This is a genomic window from Micromonospora sp. NPDC000668, from assembly GCF_042897975.1.
In the GTDB taxonomy this organism is placed as follows: Bacteria; Actinomycetota; Actinomycetes; order Mycobacteriales; family Micromonosporaceae; genus Micromonospora.
Genome location: NZ_JBIAYP010000007.1, coordinates 101574 through 120943 on the forward strand (window position 1 = coordinate 101574; position 19370 = coordinate 120943).

Consider the following 19370-nt stretch of genomic DNA (forward strand, 5'->3'; position numbering starts at 1 on the left):
CGCGGCAGTGTAGTCACCACTGCGGCGGGTGTCGGGGTCGGTCGCGCCTTGTTCCACCCGTCAGGAGCGGCCGGGCAGCCGCGCCACGACGAGATCCCATACGATGTCGGCCACGTCCTCCTTGGCCTGCTCGGGCAGTCGGGTGACCGAGCCGTCCGCGCCGATCACCGTCACCGTGTTGGTGTCGGCGCCGAAGACCTTGTCCGGCCCTACCTCGTTGACCACGATCAGGTCGGCCCGCTTCCGGGCGAGTTTCGCCCGTCCGTTGGCCTCGGCCTCGCCGGTCTCGGCGGCGAACACCACCAGCAGCTGCTCCGGTCGTTTGCGCTGGCCGAGCTCCGCCGCGATGTCCGGGTTCGTGACGAGCTCGATGGTGGGTGCGACGCCATCGTCCGACTTCTTGATTTTGCCAGCCGCGTACGTCGCCGGCCGGAAATCGGCCGGAGCCGCCGCCATCACCACCGCGTCGGCCTCGACGGCGGCCTTCAGCGTGGCCTCCCGCAACTCGGCGGTGGTGCCCACCCGGACCAGGTCGACCCCGGCGGGGTCGGTGAGGGAGACGTTCGCCGCGATCAGGGTGACCCGGGCGCCCCGGGCGACCGCCGCCCGGGCGAAGGCGTAGCCCTGCTTGCCGGAGGAGCGGTTGCCCAGGAAGCGGACCGGGTCCAGCGGCTCGCGGGTGCCCCCCGCGGTGACCACCACCCGGCGGCCGACCAGGTCAGCGGGGGCGTGCCCGCCCCGGGCGAGGACCCGACGGGCGACCGCGAAGATCTCCGCCGGGTCGGGCAGGCGGCCCTTGCCGGTGTCGACGCCGGTGAGTCGGCCGACGGCCGGCTCGATGACCCGGACACCCCGGGCGCGCAGGGTGGCGACGTTGGCCACGGTGGCCGGGTGCTCCCACATCTCGGTGTGCATGGCCGGGGCCAGCACCACCGGGCAGCGCGCGGTCAGCAGCGTGTTGGTCAGCAGGTCGTCGGCGAGCCCGTGGGCGGCCTTGGCGAGCAGGTCGGCGGTGGTCGGTGCGACCACCACCAGGTCGGCCTGCTGGCCGAGCCGGACGTGCGGCACCTCGTGCACGTCGGACCAGACGTCGTCGGCGACCGGTTGGCCGGAGAGCGCCGCCCAGGTCGGCGCTCCGACGAACCGGAGCGCCGACGCGGTCGGCACGACACGAACCCGGTGGCCCGATTCGGTGAAGAGCCGCAGCAGCTCACAGGCCTTGTAGGCGGCGATGCCGCCGCCGACCCCGAGGACGATCCCGGCGGACATCGACGTGTGCGGGCTTACGGCTGGTCGGTCGGCTCGGCGGTGAGCAGGCCCCCGTTGATCTCGCGCATGGCGATGGAGAGGGGCTTCTCCTGCGGGGTGGTCTCGACGAGCGGGCCGACGTACTCCAGGAGGCCCTCACCGAGCTGGCTGTAGTAGGCGTTCACCTGGCGCGCGCGCTTGGCGGCGAAGATGACCAGCGCGTACTTCGACGTCGTCTTCTCGAGGAGCTCGTCGATCGGCGGGTTGGTGATGCCTTCGGGGTTGGCGATGGATCCCACGAATTAACCTCTGCGTCTTTCGAGCCGCGCGGACGCGGTGCTGAGTCTCAACGGCGGTCGGCCGTCAGCCACGCACGCGTGACCAGGCCGGATCCGGATAAGAAGAACCGAGTAAGCCTACCAGCTCCTCGACCGCCCGATCGGTGCGGTCGTGGGCCACGGTGTGGTCGAAGGCCGCCGCCACAGCGGGGTCGGGGCGGTGCCCGGGCGGGCTCAGCAGCACCAGCCGGGCGTTGGGTAGCCGCGCCCGGACCAACTGGGCGCCCGCCAGGTCCAGCGGGAGCAACACCGGCTGCCCGGCGTCGAGCCGGGCGCGCAGCGGCAGGTACGGGGTGCCGCGGCGGTGCGGGCCCATCCGGGACCACTCCAGCAGCTCGCCGACGGCCACCCGGCGGTCGAACTCGGTGGGGGCGAGGAAGACTCGGTCGACCCCGTCCACCTCCGTCTCCCGGCGTGGCCGGGTGGTGGCCGGCACCGGGATCCACACGGACGGAGAACGCGCCCGGACAAGCTCGACGACACTCTCCGTGCCCGAACCCGAAGGTCCAGACAGGACAGTGAGCCGAGCCGCCGGGCGCGCCTCGTCATCCGTGCTCACTGCTTGTTTCTACACGCTGCCAGGTTCAGTTGGCGGCGAACTCTCCAAGCAGTGCCTTGCGCTGCTGCTCGCCGAGGCCGCGCAGGCGACGGCTGTCGGCGATCTTGAGCTTCTCCATGATCTGGGTCGCCCGGATCTTGCCGATGCCCGGCATTGCCTGCAGGACGGCCGAAACCTTGAGCTTGCCCACGACGTCGTCGCCTTCGGCACGCTCGAGGACGGCACCGAGGGTGGTCTTGCCCTGCTTGAGCTGCTCCTTCAGCTCGGCACGGGCCTTGCGGATCTCCGCGGCCTTCTCGAGCGCGGCAGCGCGCTGTTCGGGGGTCAGTGACGGGAGCGGCACCAGTTCTCCTCAGGTCCCTATCGCGGCGGGCGGGGCGCACCGCCGCATCTGTGAAACGTGGTGTCGCTGTGAACCAAGGGGTCCGTGGTTCCCAGCGCGGGGAAAACTAGCGGTCAACGGAGCTTTCGGCAACGTGGACGCGCAGTGATCATCGCAGAGTGACCGAGCCGTCAGTCAGTCACGGGCAGCCAGAACGGCCCGGCACTCGGCCAGCACCCGGTCCGCGGCGGCCCGCAGGGCGACGGCGTCGGGGCCCGCCGAGAGCACCTCACGGGAGTACGAGGGCAGCACGTTGGCCAGGCTCGGACCGAAGACGGTGCGCAGATCCGCCGCGCCGGCACCCTGCGCGCCGAGCCCCGGGGCGAGCAGCGGACCCCCCACGCCGGAGAGGTCGTGACCGGTGTCTCCGATGGTCGCGCCGACCACCAGACCGAAGCTGCCGAGTGGGGTCGCACCCCTGTTGAGCTGGGAAATCTCGTCGATCACGGTCTGCGCGACGGTGCGTCCGTCGGCCGTGCGGGCCTGCTGCACGGCGGCGCCCTCGGGGTTGGAGGTGAGGGCCAGCACGAAGACCCCGCCGCCGTGCTCGGCGGCCAGCTCGAACATCGGCGCCAGCGAACCCACCCCCAGGTAGGGGCTCGCGGTGACCGCGTCGACATACAGCGGGCTGGATGGATCGAGGTACGCGGCGGCGTACGCGCTGACCGTCGAGCCGATGTCGCCGCGCTTGACGTCCAGCAGAACGAGCGAGCCGGCATCCCGTAACTGTCGGATAGTTGACTCAAGAATCGCCACTCCGCGGGATCCGAATCGCTCGAAAAAGGCCGACTGAGGCTTGACCACCGCAACCCGGTCACCGAGCGCGTCCGCGACGGTCCGGGCGAACCGGTCAAGCCCTTGAAGGTCGTCGGCGAGCCCCCAGCGGGCCAGCAGACCGGGATGCGGGTCGATGCCGACACACAGCGGCCCCCGCTCGGTGACGGCACGGTGCAGCCGGGTGCCGAAGCTTTCCATCCGGTACTTCCCCTCTCCTCGTCCGGACGGCTGCCCCGCCCGGCGTACCCCTGAGTCGTTGGTCAGGGTGGCTCAGCCGGCCGCCACGGCCGCCGCCACCCCGGCTGCGATCCGGGCCAGGTCGGCGTCGTCGGTGACGTACGGCGGCATCGTGTAGATCAGGTCGCGGAACGGCCGCAGCCAGACCCCCTGGTCGGCCGCCGCCACGGTGGCCGCGCCGAGGTCGACCTCGTGGTCGAGCTGGACCACCCCGATCGCGCCGAGCACCCGCACGTCGGTCACGCCCGGCGCGCCGCGCAGCGGCTCCAGCCCGGCGCGTAGGCCGCCGCCGACCCTTTCCACCTGCGCCGCCCAGTCCCCGGCCCGCAGCAGCCCGATGGAGGCGTTGGCGACCGCGCAGGCCAACGGGTTGCCCATGAAGGTGGGTCCGTGCGCCAGCACGCCCGCGGCGGAGATGGCCCGGGCGACCCGCGGGGTGCAGAGCGTCGCCGCCAGGGTCAGGTAGCCGCCGGTGAGCGCCTTGCCCACGCACATCACGTCCGGGGTCACCCCGGCGTGCTCGGCGGCGAACATCGTCCCGGTACGGCCGAAGCCGGTGGCGATCTCGTCGAAGATCAGCAGCACTCCGTGCGCGCGGGTCACCTCGCGCAGCACGCGCAGGTACCCCGGATGGTGGAAGCGCATCCCGCCGGCACCTTGCACCACTGGCTCGACGATCACCGCGGCCAGTTCGTCGGCGTGCCGCTCGACCGCGTCCACCAGCTCCGCCACGTACGCCTCGTCGGGCGGGTCGGCGAAGCCGCCCGGCGGGACCGGGGCGAAGACCTGCCGGGGCAGTACGTCGCCCCAGAGGTGGTGCATCCCGCCCTCCGGGTCGCAGACGCTCATGGGGTGGAACGTGTCGCCGTGGTAGCCGCCCCGCCAGGTGGCCAGCCGGCGCCGCTGCGGTTGGCCGACGGCCCGCTGGTACTGCAGGCACATCTTCACCGCCACCTCGACGCTGACCGAGCCGGAGTCGGCCAGGAACACGTGCTCCAGGCCGTCCGGGCTCAGCTCGACCAGGGTCCGGGCGAGCTGGACCGCGGGTTCGTGGGTGAGCCCGCCGAACATCACGTGGCTCATCCGGCCGAGCTGGTCGGTCACCGCCGCGTCCAACGCCGGGTGCCGGTAGCCGTGGATCGCCGCCCACCAGGACGACATCCCGTCCACCAGCTCCCGCCCGTCGGCCAGCCGCAGCCGTACCCCCTCGGCGCTCTGCACCACGTACGGCGGGTTCGCCGACGGCAGCGCGGTGTACGGATGCCAGACGTGCGCCCGGTCGGCGGTCAGGATCTCCTCGGGCGTCACGCGCGTTCCTTCCAGTCCTGGGCGGGCAGGGCCGCCGTACGCCCCACGCCGGGTCCGGTCACCGCCCGGCGACCGCGTCCGGCGCCGGGGACGCGGCCGTCGCGCGGGCGACGGCACGGACCAGGGCGGGGCCCCGGTAGATGAAGCCGGTGTAGAGCTGCACCAGGGCGGCGCCGGCGTCGAACATCCGCGCCGCGTCGTCCGGGTCCAGCACTCCGCCGACCCCGATGATCGGCAGCCGGCCACCGGTCTCCCGGTGCACGAAGGAGACCACCTCCCGGGCCCGGCCGGTGAGCGGCCGGCCGGACAGGCCGCCGGCCTGCGCGCCACGCTCGGCGTCCACCGGGGCGAGCCCGTCCCGGGCCAGGGTGGTGTTGGTGGCGATCACCCCGGCCGCGCCCCGGGCCAGGCAGACCTCCAACAGCTCGGCGATCGCCGCTTCGGTCAGATCAGGGGCGATCTTGACCAACACCGGCTTCTCCCCGACCAGCGCGGCGAGCAGCGCGTCCAGGTGTGCGCGATCCTGCAACGAGCGCAGCCCGGGGGTGTTCGGTGAGGAGACGTTCACCGCGAAGTAGTCGCCGTGCCCGCGCAGCGCCCGGTACGAGGCGAGGTAGTCCTCGACCGCCTCGTCCAGCGGGGTCACCTTGGACTTGCCCAACGAGATGCCCAGCGGCACGCCGATCGGCCGCGGCAGCGCGGTCAGCCGGGCGGCCAGTGCGGCGGCGCCGGCGTTGTTGAAGCCCATCCGGTTGACCACGGCCTCGCTGGCCGGCAGCCGGAACAGCCGCGGCCGGGGGTTGCCCGGCTGTGCCCGCGCGGTGACCGTGCCGACCTCGACGAAGCCGAAGCCGAGCGCCGGCCAGGCCGGCAGCGCGGCCCCGTCCTTGTCCATTCCAGCGGCCAGCCCGACCGGGTTGGGGAACCGCACGCCGAACACCGTGCGCGGTGCCTGGACCGCGTACCGTGCCCGCAGCGCCGCCAACGCCATCGGCCGCCGGGACAGCGCGGCCAGCCGCCGCAACGTCCACTCGTGCGCCGCCTCCGCGTCCCCACCGCCAACCCGGAACAACTGCGGCCGCACCACCCGCTCGAACACGGTCACTGGGCGGCTCGAAGGGTGGCGTGCAGGTCCTGCAGGGGACGGACCTGCATGTCGCCACGGATCCGCGCCTCGATGCCCATCACGGCCGCGGCGGCGCCGGGGACCGTGGTGATGCAGGGGATGTCCGCGGTGACCGCGGCACTGCGAATCTCGTACCCGTCCGAGCGGGCGCTGGCACCCGAGCCCTGCGGCGTGTTGATCACCAGCGCCACGTGGCCGCCGAGGATCAGCGACACCGCGTCGTCGCCCTCGCCGGCCTGGTAGTGCTTGCGGATCTGCTCGCAGGCGATGCCGTGCCGACGCAGCACCTCGGCGGTGCCGGTGGTCGCCACGATCTCGAAGCCCAGATCGGCCAGGCGCTTGATCGGGAAGATCATGCCACGCTTGTCCCGGTTGGCCACCGAGACGAAGATCTTCCCGGCGGTGGGCAGCGAGCCGTACGCGGCCGACTGGCTCTTGGCGAAGGCGTGCCCGAAGTTGGTGTCGATCCCCATCACCTCGCCGGTCGACTTCATCTCCGGCCCGAGCAGCGAGTCGATCCCCTTGCCGGAGCGGGTACGGAAGCGCTTGAACGGCAGCACCGCCTCCTTGACCGCGATCGGCGCGTCGGCGGGCATCGTGCCGCCGTCCCCGGTCGCCGGGAGCAGACCCTCGGCGCGCAACTCGGCGATGCTGGCGCCGAGCGCGATCCGGGCCGCCGCCTTGGCCAGCGGCACCGCGGTCGCCTTGGAGACGAACGGGACGGTCCGCGACGCGCGCGGGTTGGCCTCCAGCACGTAGAGCACGTCGTCCTTGAGCGCGTACTGCACGTTGAGCAGGCCGCGGACGCCGACGCCACGGGCGATCGCCTCGGTGTAGCGGCGAACCTCGGCCAGGTGCGAGCCCGCGAGGGTGATCGGCGGCAGCGCGCAGGACGAGTCGCCGGAGTGGATGCCGGCCTCCTCGATGTGCTCCATCACCCCGCCGATGTAGACCTCGCCGTCGGCGTCGCAGAGCGCGTCCACGTCGATCTCGATGGCGTCGTCCAGGAACCGGTCCACCAGCACGGGGTGGTCCGGGGAGATGTCGGTGGCCCGGCCGATGTAGTCGCGCAGCGTCGGGTCGTCGTAGACAATCTCCATCCCCCGCCCGCCCAGCACATACGACGGCCGGACCAGCACCGGGTAGCCGATCTCGTCGGCGATCGCCTTGGCCTCGTCGTAGGAGGTGGCCATGCCGTGCGCCGGTGCGCGCAGCCCGGCCCGGGCGAGCACGGCGCCGAACGCGCCGCGCTCCTCGGCGAGGTGGATCGACTCCGGGGAGGTGCCGACCACCGGTACTCCGGCGTTCTTGAGCCGCTGCGCCAGCCCCAGCGGCGTCTGCCCGCCCAGCTGCACGACCACCCCGACCACGCCCGGCCCGCCGGCCGCCCGGCCGGAGGACTCCTCGGCGTGCCAGACCTCCAGCACGTCCTCGAAGGTCAGCGGCTCGAAGTAGAGCCGGTCGGCGGTGTCGTAGTCGGTGGAGACGGTCTCCGGGTTGCAGTTGACCATGACGGTCTCGAAGCCGGCCGCCCGCAGCGCCTGCACCGCGTGCACGCACGAGTAGTCGAACTCGATGCCCTGCCCGATCCGGTTCGGGCCGGACCCCAGGATCAGCACCTTCGGCCGGTCCGACGGCACGACCTCGGTCTCCGAGTCGTAGCTGGAGTAGTGGTACGGCGTGGTCGCCTCGAACTCGGCGGCGCAGGTGTCCACGGTCTTGTAGACCGGGCGCACGTCGAGGCGGTGCCGCAGGGTCCGTACGCCGTCCTCGGCGGCTAGTTCCGGCCGCAGCGCGGCGAGCTGCCGGTCGGACAGGCCGGCCCGCTTGGCCCGGCGCAGCAGCTCGGCGTCGAGCACCGGGGCGTCCACGATCTCGGCGCGCAGCTCGACCAGCGCGGCGATCTGGTCCAGGAACCACGGGTCGATCCCGCCGGAGGCGGCGGTGACCTCGGCGATCGACGCGCCCAGGCGCAGCGCCCGCTCGACGGTGTACAGCCGGCCGTCGTGCGGGATCCGCAGCGCGGCGAGGGTGTTCTCCGTCGTCGCGTCGGCCGGGTCCGGCACCGTCCAGAAGCCCGCTTCCTTCGTCTCCATCGAGCGCATCGCCTTGTTCAGCGCCTCGGTGAAGTTGCGCCCGAGGCTCATGGCCTCGCCCACCGACTTCATCGTGGTGGTCAGCTCCGGGTCGGCGCCGGGGAACTTCTCGAACGCGAACCGCGGGATCTTCACCACCACGTAGTCCAGGGTCGGCTCGAAGGCCGCCGGGGTCTTCAACGTGATGTCGTTGGGGATCTCGTCGAGGGTGTAGCCGATGGCCAGCTTGGCGGCGATCTTGGCGATCGGGAAGCCGGTCGCCTTGGAGGCCAGCGCCGAGGAGCGGGACACCCGCGGGTTCATCTCGATCACGACGATCCGGCCGTCGGCCGGGTTGACCGCGAACTGGATGTTGCAGCCGCCGGTGTCCACACCGACCTCGCGCAGCACCGCGATGCCCAGGTCACGCAGGTGCTGGTACTCCCGGTCGGTGAGCGTCATGGCCGGGGCCACGGTGACGCTGTCGCCGGTGTGCACGCCCATCGGGTCGACGTTCTCGATCGAGCAGACCACCACCACGTTGTCGTGCCGGTCGCGCATCAGCTCCAGCTCGTACTCCTTCCAGCCGAGCACGCTCTCCTCGATGAGCACCTCGTGCACCGGGCTGGCGGAGAGACCGTCGCCGGCGATGCGGGCCAGGTCCTCCGGGGTGTGCGCCATGCCGGAGCCCAGGCCACCCATGGTGAACGACGGCCGGATCACCACCGGCAGGCCCAACTCGGCGACGGTCGCCTCGACCTCGTCCATCGAGTGGCAGACCCGCGAGCGGGGCACCAGCGCGGCCGGGTCCTCGATGCCGAGGCGGACCCCGGCCTTGGCCACGATCTCCTTGAACAGCTGGCGGTCCTCGCCCCGGTTGATCGCGTCGATGTTCGCGCCGATCAGCTCCACGCCGTACTTCTCCAGCACGCCGGCCTCGTGCAGGGCGACCGCGGTGTTCAGCGCGGTCTGCCCGCCGAGGGTGGCCAGGATCGCGTCCGGCCGCTCCTTGGCGATGACCAGCTCCACGAACTCCGGGGTGATCGGCTCGACGTAGGTGGCGTCGGCGAACTCCGGGTCGGTCATGATCGTCGCCGGGTTGGAGTTGACCAGGCTGACCCGGATCCCCTCGCTGCGCAGCACCCGGCAGGCCTGGGTGCCGGAGTAGTCGAACTCGCAGGCCTGCCCGATCACGATCGGCCCGGAGCCGATCACCAGGATGTGCTTGAGATCGGTCCGCTTAGGCATTGCTGCGCCCCTCACTGTGCTGCGAGTCGAGGCCGCGGCCTTCGATCAGCTCGGCGAAACGGTCGAAGAGGTAGTCCGCGTCGTGCGGGCCGGCCGCCGCCTCCGGGTGGTACTGAACGGTGAAGGCGGGCACGTCCACGGCTCGCAGCCCCTCGACCACGTTGTCATTGAGGCAGACGTGGCTGACCCGAACGCCGCCGAAATCGGTGTCGATCACCTGGTCGGGGACCACCGCGCCCTGCCCCGCGCCGGGCACCTGGACGGCGAAGCCGTGGTTGTGGCTGGTCACCTCCACCTTGCCGGTGGCCCGGTCGAGCACCGGCTGGTTGATCCCCCGGTGGCCGTAGCCCAGCTTGTAGGTGCCGAAGCCGAGCGCCCGGCCGAGGATCTGGCTGCCGAAGCAGATGCCGAACAGCGGCACCCGCCGGACGAGCGCCTCCCGGGCCAGCGCCACCGGGCCGTCGGCGGTGGCCGGGTCGCCGGGGCCGGGCGACAGGAAGATCGCGTCGGCGCCGGTGGCGAGCAGTTCCTCGATGCTCGACCCGGCCGGCAACACGTGGGTGGTCACCCCACGCGCGGCGAGCCGGCGCGGCACGTTGCGCTTGATGCCCAGGTCCAGCGCCGCCACGGTGAACCGGTGCTCCCCGACCGCCTCGACGACGTACGGCTCGGCGGTGGTCACCTCGGCGGAGAGGTTCGCGCCGACCATCTGCGGCGACTGGCGAACCCGGGCCAGCAGGCCGCGCGGGTCGTCGTCGACGCTGGAGATGCCCACCCGCATGGCGCCCCGCTCCCGCAGGTGCCGGGTCAGCGCCCGGGTGTCCACTCCGCTGATGCCCACCACACCCTCGGTGGCGAGCCGGTCCTCAAGACTGCCGGTGGCCCGCCAGTTCGAACCGATCCGGGCCGGGTCGCGCACCACGTACCCGGCCACCCAGATCCGGCTGGACTCGTCGTCCTCGCCGTTGACGCCGGTGTTGCCGATGTGCGGGGCGGTCTGCACCACCACCTGCCGGTGGTAGGACGGGTCGGTGAGGGTCTCCTGGTAGCCGGTCATGCCGGTGTTGAAGACCGCCTCGCCGAAGGTCTCCCCGACACTGCCGTACGCCTCGCCGTGGAACGTACGCCCGTCCTCGAGTACGAGGATCGCGGAACGTCTGCGGGTCACTTGATTGCCTTTCCGTCCAGGACCGTCGGCTCGCCACGCAGGAAGGTCGCCACGATGCGACCCGGCAGCGTCATGCGGGCGTACGGGGTGTTGCGACTGCGACTGGCCAGCTCCGCCGGGTCGATGGTGCGGCGGGCGGCCGGGTCGACCAGGGTCAGGTTGGCCGGCACGCCGGGTGCCGGGTCGACGCCGTGGCCGGCCAGCCCGGCGATCCGGGCCGGGGTCCGCGACATCCGCTCGGCGATCAGGTCCCACTCGGGGCCGAGCACGTCCAGCGCGATGGAGAGGGCCGTCTCCAGGCCGAGCATCCCCGGCCGGGCGTACGCCCACTCGCACTCCTTGTCCTCCACGGCGTGCGGGGCGTGGTCGGTGGCGATCACGTCGAGCACCCCGTCGGCGAGCGCGGCGCGCAGCGCGGCGATGTCCGCGGCGGTGCGCAGCGGCGGGTTGACCTTGAAGACCGGGTCGTAGCTCTCCGCCCGCTCGTCGGTGAGCAGCAGGTGGTGCGGGGTGACCTCGGCGGTGACCCGTACCCCGCGCGCCTTGGCCTGGCGCAGCACCTCGACGCTGCCGGCGGTGGAGACGTGGCAGACGTGCAGCCGGCTGCCCACGTGCTCGGCGAGCAGCACGTCCCGGGCGATGATCGCCTCCTCGGCGACCGCCGGCCAGCCGATCAGCCCGAGTCGGGTGGAGACCTCACCCTCGTGCATCTGGGCGCCCTCGGTGAGCCTGGGCTCCTCGGCGTGCTGGGCGATGATCCCGTCGAACGCCTTGACGTACTCCAGGGCCCGGCGCATCAGCTTCGGGTCGGCGACGCAGTGCCCGTCGTCGGAGAAGATCCGCACCCGGGCCGCGGAGTCTGCCATCGCGCCCAGCTCGGCCAGGCGCTCGCCGGCCAGCCCGACGGTGACCGCGCCGATCGGCTGCACGTCGACCAGCCCGGCCTCCCGGCCGAGCCGCCAGACCTGCTCGACCACGCCGGCGGTGTCCGCGACCGGGGAGGTGTTGGCCATCGCGCAGACCGCGGTGTAGCCGCCCAGCGCGGCCGCGCGGGAGCCGGACTCGACGGTCTCGGCGTCCTCTCGACCGGGCTCGCGCAGGTGGGTGTGCAGGTCGACCAGGCCGGGCAGGGCGACCAGGCCGGTGCCGTCGAGCACCGTGGCGTCCGGTGCGGACAGCCCCGGGCCGACCTCGGCAACCACGCCGTCGCGGATCAGCAGGTCGGTCGGTGCGGAGCCGACGACACTCACGCTGGTGATCAGGTACGCGGTCACCGGTTGTTCCCTCCGAGCAGCAGGTACAGGACGGCCATCCGCACGGAGACCCCGTTGGTGACCTGTTCGACGATGGTGGAGCGGGGAGAGTCGGCCACCTCGGGAGTGATCTCCATCCCCCGGTTCATCGGGCCGGGGTGCATGACGATCGCGTGCTCGGGCAGCCGGCGCATCCGCGGCCCGTCCAGGCCGTAACGGCGGGCGTACTCGCGGGCGGAGGGGAAGTAGGAGTCGTTCATCCGCTCCCGCTGCACCCGCAGCATCATCACCACGTCGACGTTGGGCAGCACGGAGTCGAGGTCGTAGGAGACGTCGGTGCCGGGGGCGAGCGCCGCGGAGATGTCCACCGGGATGAGGGTGGGCGGGCCGACCAGGGTGACCTTGGCGCCGAGGGTGGAGAGCAGCAGCACGTTCGAGCGGGCCACCCGGGAGTGCAGCACGTCCCCGACGACCGCGACCGACAGGCCGGCCAGCCGGCCCAGCCGGGCCCGCATGGTGTACGCGTCCAGCAGCGCCTGGGTGGGGTGCTCGTGGGTGCCGTCGCCGGCGTTGACCACCGACCCGTCCACCCAGTTGGCCAGCCGGTGCGGCGCGCCGGAGGCGGGGTGCCGGACGACCACGGCGTCGGCGCCCATGGCCTGCAGGGTCAGCGCGGTGTCCTTCAGGCTCTCGCCCTTGGTGACGCTGGACCCCTTCGCGGAAAAGTTGATCACGTCGGCGCTGAGCCGCTTCGCCGCCGCCTCGAAGGAGATCCGGGTGCGGGTGGAGTCCTCGTAGAAGAGGTTCACCACGGTCCGGCCGCGCAGCGCGGGCAGCTTCTTGATCTCCCGGCCGGCGACCGTGGCCATCTCGGCGGCGGTGTCCAGGATCTCGGTGGCGGTGTCGGCGTCCAGGTCCGCGCCGGAGAGCAGGTGCCTGATCATGAGGTGGTCCCCCCGTACAGCTTGACCTCGTCGGCGCCGTCGGTCTCGGCGAGCGTGACCCTGACGCTCTCGACGAGCGAGGTCGGGATGTTCTTGCCGACGTAGTCGGCCCGGATCGGCAGCTCCCGGTGGCCGCGGTCGACCAGGACGGCGAGCTGCACGGACGCCGGGCGGCCCACGTCGTTGAGCGCGTCGAGCGCGGCCCGGACGGTGCGGCCGGAGAAGAGCACGTCGTCGACGAGGATGACCCGCTTGCCGTCGATGCCACCGGCCGGCAGCTCCGTCGGGCCGACCGCGCGGGTGGCGTGCCGGCGGAGGTCGTCGCGGTAGAGCGTGATGTCGAGCACACCGACCGGGACGGCGACGTCCTCGAAGGTGCTGATCCGGGCGGCGAGCCGCCGAGCGAGCGGGGCACCCCGGGTGGGAATCCCGAGCAGCACCGTGTCGGCGGCGCCCTGGGTCTTCTCCAGGATCTGGTGGGCGATGCGGTCGACCACGCGTTGCACGTCGGCGCTGGCGAGGATCACCTTCACCGAGGGTTGTCGCGGTGGTGACGAGCGGGCAGCCGGTGGGTATGCCACGGCGGGCCTCCTTCCCCGCCTCACTGGACGGGTCGTTAAAGGATGTCGGGCACCTCCGGCCGTCCGCGGACGGACCTGGGCCGGGGCTTCACGCCACGTTACCAGTGGTCACCGGGCCGATGGACGGCGGCCGCTGAGCATCGGATCAGGCCCGGCGAATGGGGATAACTCCCCCGGTGCTCCCCAACGGTAAGGTCACGACCACTTGACCAGGTGTCGCAATCCCCGTACCGTCACGCTCCGTAGCGATCGACGGGAGAACCCCGAGCAGCACTGGGAGTGTCCGAATGCCCTCTGAATACGCCAAGTCGCTGGGCGCCCGCCTGCGCTCCATCCGCCAGCAGCAGGGTCTCTCCCTGCAGGGCGTGGAAGAGAAGTCGAACGGGCGGTGGAAGGCCGTGGTGGTCGGCTCGTACGAGCGCGGCGACCGGGCCGTGACGGTGTCCCGCCTGGCCGAGCTGGCTGAGTTCTACCGCGTCCCCGTCTCGGAGCTGCTGCCCGACGGCAGTGGTGTCCGTCACGAGCCCACCAGCAAGATCGTCCTGGACCTGGAGCGGCTCTACGACGAGGCCTCCGAGGACCTGGCCTACGTCGCCCGCTACGCCCGCGCCATCCAGCAGCAGCGCGGCGACTACAACGGCCGGGTGCTCTCCATCCGCGCCGATGACCTGCGGGCGCTCGCGATCGTCTACGACGCCTCGCCGTCGGGTCTGATCGAGCGGCTCACCGAGCACGGTGTGCTGGTCGCCGACCCGCGGGCGTTCTTCGCGTCCTGATCCGTCGATCCACAAGAAGGGCCCGTGCCATCCGGCACGGGCTCTTCTTGTGGTACGCGTGCTGAGCGGGTGCGCTCAGCGGGTGGCGTACTCGGCGATTCGGCCGAGGATGCCGTTGAGGAAGCGCGGCGAGTCGTCGGTGGACATCTGCCGGGCCAGCTCGACGGCCTCGCTGATCGCCACCGCGTCGTCGATCTCGTCGACGTAGAGCAGCTCGTAGACCGCGATCCGGGCGAGGTTGCGGTCGACCACCGGCATCCGCTCCAGCGTCCAGCCCTCGGCGTAGCTGGCGATCAGCTCGTCGATCCGGTTCAGGTGCTCGGCGACCCCCTCGATCAGGCCCACCGCGTAGCCCAGGTGCTCCGGCCGGGGCTGCTCGATCCGCTGCAGGTAGCCGGCGAGCACCTCGACCGGGGGCCGGTCCCGAAGGTCAGCCTCGTAGAGGACGTCCAGCGCCCGCTTGCGCGCCTTGCGACGCGCGGGCATCTGCTGCTTGGGACCCTCAGCCATCAGGAGCGGCCGAGGTAACGGCCGTCGCGCGTGTCGACCTTGATCTTCTCGCCGGTGGTGATGAAGAGCGGCACCTGCACGGTCGCGCCGGTCTCGACGGTGGCCGGCTTGTTGCCGCCGGTCGACCGGTCGCCCTGCAGACCCGGCTCGGTGTAGGTGACCTCCAGCACGACGCTGGTGGGCAGCTCGATGTAGAGCGGGACGCTCTCGTGCGTGGCGACGGTCGCCTCGGCCTCGGGGAGGAGGTAGTTGGCCGCCTCGCCGACGGTGCCCCCGGGAACGGTGATCTGGTCGAAGGTCTCCAGATCCATGAAGACGTAGTCCTCGCCGTCGGCGTACAGGTACTGCATCGTGCGCTTGTCCACGGTCGCGGTTTCGACCTTGGTGCCCGCGTTGAAGGTCTTGTCGACCACCTTCCCGGACAGCACGTTCTTCAGCGTGGTGCGCACGAACGCACCACCCTTACCGGGCTTGACGTGCTGGAACTCGACGACGGCCCAGAGCTCGCCGTCAAGGTTGAGTACCAGGCCGTTTTTGAGGTCGTTGGTGGAGGCCATTTCCTGCCTTGATCATCAATTGGCGGACAGACCCTACGAGTCTACTAGCTGCGTCGAATCGCCCGGCCCCCGCTCGGGACGGCCCCTCAGCGGGCGGCCAGATGGTGCAGGGCGAGGCGATAACCGTCAATGCCGAGCCCGCAGATCACCCCAGTGGCCACCGCGGACACCACCGAGTGGCGCCGGAATTCCTCGCGGGCATGGATGTTGGAGATGTGCACCTCCACCAACGGCCCCCGCAGCATCGCGCAGGCGTCCCGCACCGCGTACGAATAGTGCGACCAGGCGGCCGGGTTGAGCACCACCGCGGCGCCCTCGTCGGCGGCGGCGTGCAGCCAGCCGAGCAGCTCGTGCTCGGCGTCGGTCTGCCGGACCGTCACGTCGAGCCCCAACTCCTTGCCGGTGTGCTCGCAGAGCGCCACCAGGTCGGCGTAGCTGGCCGCGCCGTACACCTCAGGCTCGCGGGAGCCCAACCGGCGCAGGTTCGGCCCGTTGAGGACGTAGACCTTCACGCCGGGCCACCTTTCGTTCGCGACTGCGGGGCTCGCAAACCCGGCTCACTCCTCGCGCTCACTCGACACCCACCTCCCGGTAGGCGGCCGCGAGCAACTCGTCGTCCGGCCCCTCCAACATCGCCGGGCGGGCCAGCCCGTCCAGCACCACGAAGCGGAGCTGACTGCCCCGGGCCTTCTTGTCCACCCGCATCGCGGCCAGGAGCTGCGGCCAGGCGTCGGCCGGGTAGCTCACCGGCAGGCCGAGCGCGGCCAGGGCGCTCCGGTGCCGCTCGGCGGTCGGCGCGTCCAGCCGGCCGGCGAGCCGGGCCAGCGCGGCGGCGTACACCAGGCCGACGGCGACGGCGTGGCCGTGCCGCCAGCGGTAGCCCTCGACCCGCTCGATCGCGTGGGCCAGCGTGTGCCCGTAGTTGAGCACCTCCCGCAGGCCCGACTCACGCAGGTCGCCGGAGACCACGTCAGCCTTGACCCGGATCGCCCGCTCGATCAGCTCCCGGGCGACCGGCCCGCGCGGGTCGGTGGCCGCCGCCGGCTCACGCTCGACCATGTCCAGAATCGCCGGGTCGGCGATGAAGCCGCATTTGACCACCTCGGCCAACCCGGCCGCCAGGTCGGTGGCGGGCAGGCTGTCCAGGGTGGCCAGGTCGGCCAGGACCCCGACGGGTGGGTGGAATGCGCCCACCAGGTTCTTGCCGGCGGCGGTGTTGATCCCGGTCTTGCCGCCCACCGCGGCGTCCACCATGCCCAGCAACGAGGTGGCCACCGGCACCCAGCGCACGCCGCGCAGCCAGCAGGCCGCGACGAAGCCGGCCAGGTCGGTCACCGCGCCGCCGCCGACCCCGACCACCGCGTCGGTACGGGTGAAACCGGCCGCACCGAGCCGGTCCCAGCACTCGGCGGCCACGTCGATCTGTTTGCCCGCCTCGGCGTCGGGCACCTCGATCGGCAGCGGCTCGACGCCGGCCGCGCGCAGCCGCTCGCCGATCGCGTCGGCCAGCGCCTTCAGCGGGGGCGCGTGCAGCACCGCCGCGCGGGTCGCGCCGGGCAGCAGCCCAGGCAGCGTGTCCAGCAGGTCTCGTCCGACCAGCACGTCGTACGGCCGCTCGCCGCCGACCGGGATCCGGGTCACCTCGTCCATCGCCGGCAGCCTAGTCCAGCGGAGGGCGCGGTGAGGGCAGCTGCCCACCTGCTGGCCGGGCGGCCCAGTCGGCCAGCAGGCGGGCGTGCTCGGCCACCGCGGCGCGCAGCGCGTCCGGGTGCCGCACGGTGAACGGGCAGCCCAGCCCGGCGAGCAGCGCGGCCGCGCCGGGCAGGCTCTCCGCGCGGCCCCGCAGCAGCACCCCGTCGGTGGTGGCAGTCAGCTCGGCCACGCTGGGCGGGACGCGGCGGCGGGCGGCGACCAGGTCGGTCTCCAGCAGCACCTCGATCTCGTGCGTGTACGGCACGCCGGCCAGCGACCGGGTCACCCGGGCCACCGGGTCGAAGCCGTCCGGCACGGTGAACGTCGCCGCGCCGGGCGTCACGGCGCCGATCCGGTCCAGCCGGAACGTGCGGATCTGCCCACGCCGGTGGTCGTGGCCGGTGACGTACCAGCGGCCGGCGTGGAAGACCAGCCCGTATGGGTCGAGCTCACGGTGCGACTGCTCGCCCCGCCAGGAGCGGTAGTCCAGCGCCACCCGCTGCCGGTGTCGGGCGGCCGCGGCCAGGGTGAGCAGGGTGCCCGACGTCGGCCCCCGCTGCGCCTCGGGGCGCCACAGGGTGAAGCCGAGGTGCTCCTGCACGGCGGCCAACCGGTCGGCGAGCGCCGCCGGCAGCACCCGCCGGATCTTCGCCAGCGCGGTGGCGGTGGCCGGCTGCTCGGTGCCCAGCCCGACCCGTTCGGCGACGACCAGGCCGAGCAGCACGGCCACCGCCTCGTCGTCGGTGAGCATCAGCGGCGGCAACTTGAACCCGGGGTGCAGCCGGTAGCCGCCGTGGCGGCCCCGGTCGGCGGTGACCGGGATGCCCATCTCGACCAGGGTGGCCGCATACCGGCGCACGGTGCGCTCGTCCACGCCGAGCCGGCCGGCCAGCTCGGCGGCGGTCGCCCGGTGCCGCGTCTGCAGCAGTTCGAGCAGGGCCAGCACCCGAGCCGCAGGATGTGACACGGACCACTCCTCTAAACCGGGCGGATTCTGTCCGGTTGCAATCGTACGGTCGTGGCCACAACCGAGAGAAGGAGCGACAGATGGCGACGTTCGTGCTGGTACCGGGGTTCTGGTTGGGTGCCTGGGCATGGCGGGACGTGACCGGTGCGCTGCGCGCGCAGGGGCATGAGGTCTACCCGATGACGCTGACCGGGTTGGCCGAGCGGGCCCATCTCGCCGGGCCCGAGGTGAGCCTGGAGACGCACACCGTCGACATCGTCCGGTTGATCGAGGTCGAGGACCTGCGGGAGGTGCTGCTGGTCGGGCACTCCGGCGGTGGCATGCCGGTCGCTCAGGCCGCGGACCGCATCCCGGACCGGATCGCCCGGGTGGTCTACGTGGAGAGCGGGCCGCTGCCGGACGGCACGGCGCAGTTCGACACGGTGCCACCCGAGGAGCAGCAGGCGCTGCGGGACGCCATCGGTGCTGGTCACCTGCTGCCGCCGCCGGCCTGGGATCCGGCGGCCGACCCGGCCAACCTGGCCGGGCTGGACGAGCCGACGCTGGCCCTGCTGCGCGCCCGGGCCACTGGGCAGCCACTGCGGGCGGCGACCGACCCGGTGCGGCGCACCGGTGGTCGCCCGGTGCCGACCGCGCTGGTCGCCAGCACCTTCCCGCTGGCGGTGGTGGAGCAGATGATCGGCCAGGGGCACCCGTTCTTCACCGGGCTGGCCGGTGGTCAGCTGTTCGAGCTGCCCACCGGGCACTGGCCGATGCTCAGCGAGCCCAAGGCCCTGGCCGACGTGCTCGACGCCATCGCCCGCAGCTGAGGCAGTGCCTGCCACCGGCCCGCCACACCCGACCACGACGGGCGAAATAGGCCGGCCGGGGTGAAACGGCGGGCGGTGACAGGCCTGTGGGAGGGTGTGTCGGCGCGGTCGTCGCGTCCATGGTGATGCCCGGCGGACAGTTGCGGGGCAGGGGTGAGGAGTTGGGCATGTCGACGGTGAAATGGGCTACCGGCGCGGCGATGTTGACGTGCGCCGGGGCGCTGGTGGCCTGCCAGGCCGACCCGCCCGCAGACCCCGCCGCCTCCGCCGGGCCCTCCGCCTCGGCACCCGCGACGGCGACGGTGGCTGCACCGTCGCCGTCCACCCCGCCGCCGTCCACCTCGGCAGGTCCGACCGACGCCGTCCTGTCCGGTTCACGGGAGATCGCCATCGTCCGGGTGCAGTCATTCGAGTCCGGAGTGTCGCTCTACGGCCAGCTCGTCGAGGCCGACGACGACAGCGGCCGCCAACGGTTCGTCCCGACGCCGATCGGTGGCGACAAATACCTGATCAAGGCGTACGGCCAGCCCAACAGCCATCCCGCCAACGATGTGCCGTCCTGCTGGCAGGTGCGCAACCCTCGCACCACGGAGTCACTGACCGTCGAGGGGGCGGTCTGCGACACCGCCAACCCGGGTCAGCAGTTCACGATCACCGCCAGCGGCAAGGGTGCGTACGCGATCAGCAACGAGTCGGCGTACCTGCAGCACTCCGCCACCAGCGGCCTGATCCTCGAAGAGCTGGGCGACGCCCCGCTGCGGAGCACCTTCCGGTTCGTCGACAACGGCCCCGCCCGCCGTCCGGCTGGCGGCTGA

20 protein-coding genes are annotated in these 19370 nt (G+C 72.3%); 3 read left to right on the forward strand and 17 right to left on the reverse strand.

What is annotated here, in order from left to right; translation table 11 throughout:
* Positions 1 to 60: 60 nt before the first annotated feature.
* The 12 genes from coaBC to pyrR form a co-directional block, all read right to left on the reverse strand.
* A complete protein-coding gene (coaBC, locus tag ACFY29_RS30615) occupies positions 61 to 1269 on the reverse strand; it encodes a bifunctional phosphopantothenoylcysteine decarboxylase/phosphopantothenate--cysteine ligase CoaBC (protein ID WP_386991704.1) in 1209 nt (402 codons plus the stop codon).
* A 14-nt stretch (positions 1270 to 1283) separates the two neighbouring features.
* Entirely contained in the window at positions 1284 to 1547 is a 264-nt protein-coding gene (gene rpoZ / locus ACFY29_RS30620; RefSeq protein WP_074318577.1) for a DNA-directed RNA polymerase subunit omega, read from the reverse strand.
* A 64-nt stretch (positions 1548 to 1611) separates the two neighbouring features.
* On the reverse strand, positions 1612 to 2145 hold the full coding sequence (locus ACFY29_RS30625) for a guanylate kinase (protein ID WP_386991707.1): 534 nt from the start codon (positions 2143 to 2145) through the stop codon (positions 1612 to 1614).
* 25 nt (positions 2146 to 2170) lie between these two features.
* Positions 2171 to 2488 carry an integration host factor, actinobacterial type gene (gene mihF / locus ACFY29_RS30630; protein ID WP_053655462.1) on the reverse strand — a complete coding sequence of 106 codons (318 nt, stop codon included), beginning with the start codon at positions 2486 to 2488 and terminating at the stop codon, positions 2171 to 2173.
* Between the two features lie 174 nt (positions 2489 to 2662).
* Positions 2663 to 3502, reverse strand: a complete 840-nt coding sequence (gene pyrF, locus ACFY29_RS30635) for an orotidine-5'-phosphate decarboxylase (protein WP_355605818.1) — start codon at positions 3500 to 3502, stop codon at positions 2663 to 2665.
* 72 nt (positions 3503 to 3574) lie between these two features.
* A complete protein-coding gene (locus tag ACFY29_RS30640) occupies positions 3575 to 4849 on the reverse strand; it encodes an adenosylmethionine--8-amino-7-oxononanoate transaminase (protein ID WP_386991710.1) in 1275 nt (424 codons plus the stop codon).
* A 58-nt stretch (positions 4850 to 4907) separates the two neighbouring features.
* On the reverse strand, positions 4908 to 5954 hold the full coding sequence (locus tag ACFY29_RS30645) for a quinone-dependent dihydroorotate dehydrogenase (protein WP_386991712.1): 1047 nt from the start codon (positions 5952 to 5954) through the stop codon (positions 4908 to 4910).
* The gene (gene carB, locus ACFY29_RS30650) at positions 5951 to 9298 is read right to left on the reverse strand and encodes a carbamoyl-phosphate synthase large subunit (RefSeq protein ID WP_328414091.1); all 3348 of its coding nucleotides are present in this window, start codon (positions 9296 to 9298) and stop codon (positions 5951 to 5953) included. Before carB ends, ACFY29_RS30645 begins: the two co-directional genes overlap by 4 nt.
* Positions 9291 to 10466, reverse strand: a complete 1176-nt coding sequence (gene carA / locus ACFY29_RS30655) for a glutamine-hydrolyzing carbamoyl-phosphate synthase small subunit (RefSeq protein ID WP_355605807.1) — start codon at positions 10464 to 10466, stop codon at positions 9291 to 9293. Before carA ends, carB begins: the two co-directional genes overlap by 8 nt.
* Positions 10463 to 11740 (reverse strand): dihydroorotase, encoded by a 1278-nt coding sequence (locus ACFY29_RS30660; protein WP_355605804.1) that lies wholly within the window; start codon positions 11738 to 11740, stop codon positions 10463 to 10465. The genes carA and ACFY29_RS30660 overlap by 4 nt, the downstream gene beginning before the upstream one ends.
* The gene (locus tag ACFY29_RS30665; protein WP_328414086.1) at positions 11737 to 12663 is read right to left on the reverse strand and encodes an aspartate carbamoyltransferase catalytic subunit; all 927 of its coding nucleotides are present in this window, start codon (positions 12661 to 12663) and stop codon (positions 11737 to 11739) included. The genes ACFY29_RS30660 and ACFY29_RS30665 overlap by 4 nt, the downstream gene beginning before the upstream one ends.
* Positions 12660 to 13244, reverse strand: coding sequence for a bifunctional pyr operon transcriptional regulator/uracil phosphoribosyltransferase PyrR (pyrR, locus tag ACFY29_RS30670; RefSeq protein WP_328414084.1), 585 nt, complete (start codon positions 13242 to 13244; stop codon positions 12660 to 12662). Before pyrR ends, ACFY29_RS30665 begins: the two co-directional genes overlap by 4 nt.
* A gap of 287 nt (positions 13245 to 13531) precedes the next feature.
* On the opposite strand from pyrR, the gene ACFY29_RS30675 reads away from it, so the two are divergent.
* Entirely contained in the window at positions 13532 to 14020 is a 489-nt protein-coding gene (locus ACFY29_RS30675; RefSeq protein WP_007458348.1) for a transcriptional regulator, read from the forward strand.
* A gap of 75 nt (positions 14021 to 14095) precedes the next feature.
* On the opposite strand, the gene nusB is transcribed toward ACFY29_RS30675, so the two are convergent.
* From nusB to ACFY29_RS30700, 5 genes are all read right to left on the reverse strand, one after another.
* Positions 14096 to 14506: a transcription antitermination factor NusB gene (gene nusB, locus ACFY29_RS30680; RefSeq protein ID WP_328426460.1), complete on the reverse strand. Its 411-nt coding sequence runs from the start codon at positions 14504 to 14506 to the stop codon at positions 14096 to 14098.
* Positions 14507 to 14529: 23 nt separating this feature from the next.
* Positions 14530 to 15087, reverse strand: coding sequence for an elongation factor P (gene efp, locus ACFY29_RS30685; protein WP_210917934.1), 558 nt, complete (start codon positions 15085 to 15087; stop codon positions 14530 to 14532).
* A gap of 86 nt (positions 15088 to 15173) precedes the next feature.
* Positions 15174 to 15599, reverse strand: coding sequence for a type II 3-dehydroquinate dehydratase (gene aroQ, locus ACFY29_RS30690; RefSeq protein WP_386991717.1), 426 nt, complete (start codon positions 15597 to 15599; stop codon positions 15174 to 15176).
* A 58-nt stretch (positions 15600 to 15657) separates the two neighbouring features.
* Positions 15658 to 16737 carry a 3-dehydroquinate synthase gene (aroB, locus tag ACFY29_RS30695; protein WP_386991719.1) on the reverse strand — a complete coding sequence of 360 codons (1080 nt, stop codon included), beginning with the start codon at positions 16735 to 16737 and terminating at the stop codon, positions 15658 to 15660.
* Positions 16738 to 16747: 10 nt separating this feature from the next.
* A complete protein-coding gene (locus ACFY29_RS30700; RefSeq protein ID WP_328414076.1) occupies positions 16748 to 17746 on the reverse strand; it encodes a YafY family protein in 999 nt (332 codons plus the stop codon).
* A gap of 80 nt (positions 17747 to 17826) precedes the next feature.
* Between ACFY29_RS30700 and ACFY29_RS30705 the strand changes: the two genes are divergently transcribed.
* A complete protein-coding gene (locus ACFY29_RS30705; RefSeq protein ID WP_355605794.1) occupies positions 17827 to 18555 on the forward strand; it encodes an alpha/beta hydrolase in 729 nt (242 codons plus the stop codon).
* Between the two features lie 167 nt (positions 18556 to 18722).
* Entirely contained in the window at positions 18723 to 19370 is a 648-nt protein-coding gene (locus ACFY29_RS30710; protein WP_386991721.1) for a hypothetical protein, read from the forward strand.